Origin of the sequence: Mycobacterium sp., from assembly GCF_019247615.1 — a bacterium.
Taxonomy (GTDB): domain Bacteria; phylum Actinomycetota; class Actinomycetes; order Mycobacteriales; family Mycobacteriaceae; genus Mycobacterium.
Genome location: NZ_JAFBAT010000232.1, coordinates 1 through 4,606 on the forward strand (window position 1 = coordinate 1; position 4,606 = coordinate 4,606).

Below are 4,606 nucleotides of genomic sequence, written 5' to 3' on the forward strand. Positions count from 1 at the left end.
TGTCGATCCCGCTGAAGGGCGACGACGACGACACCATCCTCAACAACTACAAGGCCATCGCGCCCGACCTGCAAAAGCTCGATGGCGGCACGGTCCAACTCGCCGGCCTGGAACCGATTGCCAACGCGCTGACGGGCACCATCGCCACCGACCAGCGCCGCATGGAGGTGCTCGCGCTGCCGGCGGTCACGGTCGTGCTGTTCCTGGTGTTCGGCGGCGCGATCGCCGCCGGCCTGCCGGTGATGGTGGGCGGCTTGAGCATCGCGGGCGCGCTGGGCATCCTGCGGTTCGTCGCCATTTTCGGGCCGGTGCACTATTTCGCCCAGCCCGTCGTCTCGCTGATCGGCCTCGGTATCGCGATCGACTACGGGCTTTTCGTTGTGAGCCGGTTCCGGGAGGAGATCGCCGAGGGCTACGACACCGAGGCCGCCGTGCGGCGCACCGTCATGACAGCAGGTCGCACCGTGACGTTCTCGGCGGTACTGATCATCGCGTCGAGCGCCAGCCTGCTCGTGTTGCCGCAGGGCTTCGTGCACTCGCTGACCTATGCGATCTTCGCCGCCGTCGGGCTCGCCGCGCTGCTGTCGATCACACTGCTGCCGGCCTGCCTGGGGATCCTCGGCCGCCACGTCGACGCGCTGGGCGTGCGGACCGCGTTGCGGGTGCCCTTCCTGCGCAACTGGAAGGTTTCCCGTGTCTACCTCGAGTGGCTCGCCGAGCGGCTGCAGAAGACCAAGACCCGCGAAGAGGTCGAGGCCGGCTTCTGGGGCAAGCTGGTCAACTTCGTGATGAAGCGCCCGCTGGTGTTTGCGGTTCCGATCGCCGTCGGCATGATCCTGCTGGTCATCCCGCTGGGCAACCTGTCGTTCGGGGGCATGAGCGAGAAGTACCTGCCGCCGAACAACTCGGTGCGCCTGGCGCAGGAGCACTTCGACAAGCTTTTCCCCGGATATCGCACCGAACAGCTGACGGTCGTGATCAAGAGCGACAACCACACCAAGGTCACCGACCAGCAGGTCGCCGACATCCGCAACAGAATCGCGCCGATCACCGGGTTTACCGACAAGTCCTGGCAGGAGCGGCCGTGCCCGACGATCGCCGGAAATCCCTGCGGCAACGGCCCGAACGGCGCGTCGCAGCCCAAGGACGACTCGGTGCGGGTGATCCAGAACGGCCTCTCGAACCGCAATGACGCCGCCAAAAAGATCAGCGAACTGCGGGCGATAAACCCGCCGAAGGGCATCAGCCTGCTGGTCGGTGGCACGCCGGCGCTCGAGCAGGACAGCATCCACAGCCTGTTCGACAAGGCCCCGCTGATGCTGGTGCTCTTGCTCGGCGCCACCACGGTGTTGATGTTCCTGGCCTTCGGCTCGTTCGTGTTGCCGATCAAGGCGGTGGTGATGAGCGCGCTGACGCTGGGATCCACCTTGGGGATCCTGACGTGGATCTTCGTCGACGGGCACCTCTCGACGTGGCTGAACTTTACGCCGACACCGCTGATGGTGGTGCTAATCGCGCTGGTCGTCGCGGTGGGCTTCGGCCTGGCCACCGACTACGAAGTGTTCCTGGTGTCCCGGATGGTCGAGGCCCGCGAGCGCGGCATGTCGACCGCCGAGGCCATCCGGATCGGCACCGCGACCACCGGCCGCCTGATCACCGCCGCAGCGCTGGTACTCGCCGTGGTCGCCGCGTCGTTCGTGTTCTCCGACCTGGTGCTGATGAAGTACCTCGCGTTCGGGTTGATGGCGGCGCTGCTCTTGGACGCGACCGTGGTCCGCATGTTCCTGGTGCCGTCGGTGATGAAGTTGCTCGGCGATGACTGCTGGTGGGCTCCGCGCTGGGCACGGCGCCTGCAGAACCGGCTCGGGCTGGGTGAGATCGACCTGCCCGACGAGCGCAAACGGCCGACTCTCGATGGCCGGTCCACGCGGCCGCCGGTAGGGGCGGCAAGCCTGGCTGCGGCGACGCCGCGGGCACCGCACGATCCCACGCACCCCGGTGCGCTGGGGCCGGCACGTCCAGTGCGCTCGGCTGCGGCCGGCGCGCCCGAGGCCCGGCCCGCCCAAGAACTGCCCGCGTCATCGGCGGCGGCGAACGCCGCGCAAACCCCCGCTGCCAATCAGGCGGCCAAACCGACGCAAGCGACCACGGCGCGCCTGGCTGTCCCGGGGGGATCCACCAGCGCCGACGGGCCTTCCGGCGGTCCGACCCCGGGCGCGCGCGAGTGGCCCTCCGCCGCGCGCGGGCCGGGTGGTGCGCCGCCGGCCGCCGCGACCCGGCCGCCGGGGGCCGCTGAGGCATCTGCGCCGCCCAGCCCGCCGCCGCCCAGCCCGCCGCCGTCCAGCGGTCAGACGCGCGCTATGCCGGTTTCGGGGCCGGTTTCGGGGCCGGTTTCGGGGCCGGTTTCGCGCCCCGCTTCGGCGCCCCCGCCGACCGAACGGTCCGGCGACACCCGCGGCGAAGAGCCCGACCAGACCGCCGCGATCCCGGCCATGGGTCCCCATGGCGATGACTCGGAGCCAGCCACCGAGCAACTCAACGCCCGGGGGCAGAGCGACAACGGCGACCGGCGTCGCCGGGGCGGCGGTGGCCTCAGCGCCCAAGACCTGTTGCGTCGCGAGGGACGGTTGTAGGCCTCTGCCGAATCTGGCCCCTACTCGGGTTCGTCCGGTTCCGCCTCGACCCTTATCCCGGCCTCGGCGCCCTCCTCGGTCTGCTTCTCGGCTTCGGCGGACGGATCGGGAGCGAGCAGCACCTGAATCGCGTTGTTGAAAAATGCGACGGTCGGGACGGCGAGCAGGGCGCCGACGATCCCGGCCAGCACACCGCCGGTGGAGATGGCCAAGACCACCGCGAGCGGATGAATCGACACCGCGCGTCCCATCACCAGGGGCTGCAGCAAGTGCGCCTCGAGCTGATTCACCGCAACCAGCAAACCGAGCGTGATCAGCGCGTAGACCGCGCCCTTGGAGAGCAGCGCCACGACGACGGCCAGAGAGCCCGCGACCACGGCACCCACCAGCGGAATGAAGGCCCCGAGAAAGACCAATGAAGCCAGCGGCAGCGCAAGCGGAATTCCCATGATCGCCAGCCCGGTGCCGACGCCCGCGGCGTCGGTCAGGGCAACCAGGAAGGTGGCCCGCACGTACCCGATGAGCGACCAGTAACCGGCGCGTCCCGCCTCACGCACCCGCTCGCGGACGTTGACAGGAAAGATCTTGGTGACGTAGTGCCAGATGTTGCGGCCGCCGTACAGGAAGAAAATCAGCGTGAACAGCGCCAACACCGCGGCGGTGACCAGCTCGGTGATGGTGGCCGCGGTGGCCAGCGCGCCGCTGGTCAGCTTGGACTGATTGTTGTGCAGCGCCTGGATTGCCGCGTTGCCCGCGCTGGAGATCTGGTCGCCGCGCAGATGCAGCGGCCCCTGGATCAGCCACCTGCGGGTGGAGTCGATGCTGTGGGTCACCTGTTCGGTCAGGTCGGGCAAGCCGTAGACGAACTGGATGATGACGAATGTCAGGATGCCGCCGAAGATCGCGAACCCGCCAAAAAGGACCAGCGCCACCGCGGCACCGCGCGGCAGCCCCCGCCGGTCTATCCAGTCAACCGCGGGCACCAGCAACGCACTGACCATCAACGCCAGCAACACCGGGACGATGATGACTTCCAGTTTTTGCACTATCCAGAGCAGGGCCAGCACGGCGGTCAGAATGGCCAGCAAGCGCCATGACCATGCTGCGGCCTTGCGGACAAGCGGTTCCACGGCGGTTTCAATGGCGGTTTCGATGGCGGCTTCGTCGGCGTTTGCTGACATCTCGTCAGCGTAACGGGCGGGGTCGGCGGGTCCGCGAGGCCGGCACGATCCGGTTACGACCCCGGAACTTCCGCGACACGGTCGGCGCTGCGCCGCGATGAGGTCGCCACCAGCGCGGTTACCCTAAAGCGCGTGTCGCACGGAGCGTCCATCCGCAAGCTTCACCTGTCGCCCGCAGGGACGTGTCCCCGCCGATCCGGCGCGCGGGGCAGGTACGGGTGGGTGCGATGGGTGGTCCTGGGCGTCGTCGCGATCGTGCTCGCCGTCGAGATCGCACTCGGCTGGCACCAACTGGCCAAAGCCTGGATGAGCCTGTACGAGGCCACCTGGTGGTGGTTGCTGGCGTCGGTGCTGGCGGCCGCGGCGTCGATGCACAGCTTCGCCCAGATTCAGCGCACCCTGCTGAAATCGGCCGGGGTGCACGTCAAGCAATTGCGGTCCGAAGCCGCGTTCTATGCCGCCAACGCGCTCAGCACCACGTTGCCGGGCGGGCCCGTGCTGTCGGCGACATTTCTGCTGCGCCAGCAGCGAATCTGGGGCGCCTCGACCGTGGTGGCCTCCTGGCAGTTGGTGATGTCGGGGGTGCTGCAGGCGGTGGGATTGGCACTGCTCGGGCTGGGCGGCGCCTTCTTCTTGGGCGCGAAGAACAACCCGTTCTCGTTGCTGTTCACCCTCGGCGGCTTCGTCGCCCTATTGCTGCTGGCCCAGGCCGTCGCGTCGCGGCCCGAGCTGATCGACGGGATCGGCAGCCGGGTGTTGTCCTGGGTGAATTCGGTCCGGGGCAAGCCGGCG

The 4,606-nt window shown here is 68.6% G+C and carries 3 protein-coding genes; 2 read left to right on the plus strand and 1 reads right to left on the minus strand.

The window, feature by feature from the left end; genetic code table 11:
* Positions 1-2,633: MMPL family transporter (locus tag JO059_RS16005; RefSeq protein WP_293320374.1), on the plus strand; the 2,633-nt coding region annotated here is incomplete at its 5' end.
* Between the two features lie 20 nt (positions 2,634-2,653).
* On the opposite strand, the gene JO059_RS16010 is transcribed toward JO059_RS16005, so the two are convergent.
* Positions 2,654-3,814 (minus strand): AI-2E family transporter, encoded by a 1,161-nt coding sequence (locus JO059_RS16010; RefSeq protein WP_293320376.1) that lies wholly within the window; start codon positions 3,812-3,814, stop codon positions 2,654-2,656.
* A 150-nt stretch (positions 3,815-3,964) separates the two neighbouring features.
* On the opposite strand from JO059_RS16010, the gene JO059_RS16015 reads away from it, so the two are divergent.
* Positions 3,965-4,606, plus strand: a 642-nt coding sequence (locus JO059_RS16015; protein ID WP_293320378.1) for a lysylphosphatidylglycerol synthase domain-containing protein, incomplete at its 3' end; no start/stop codon positions are given.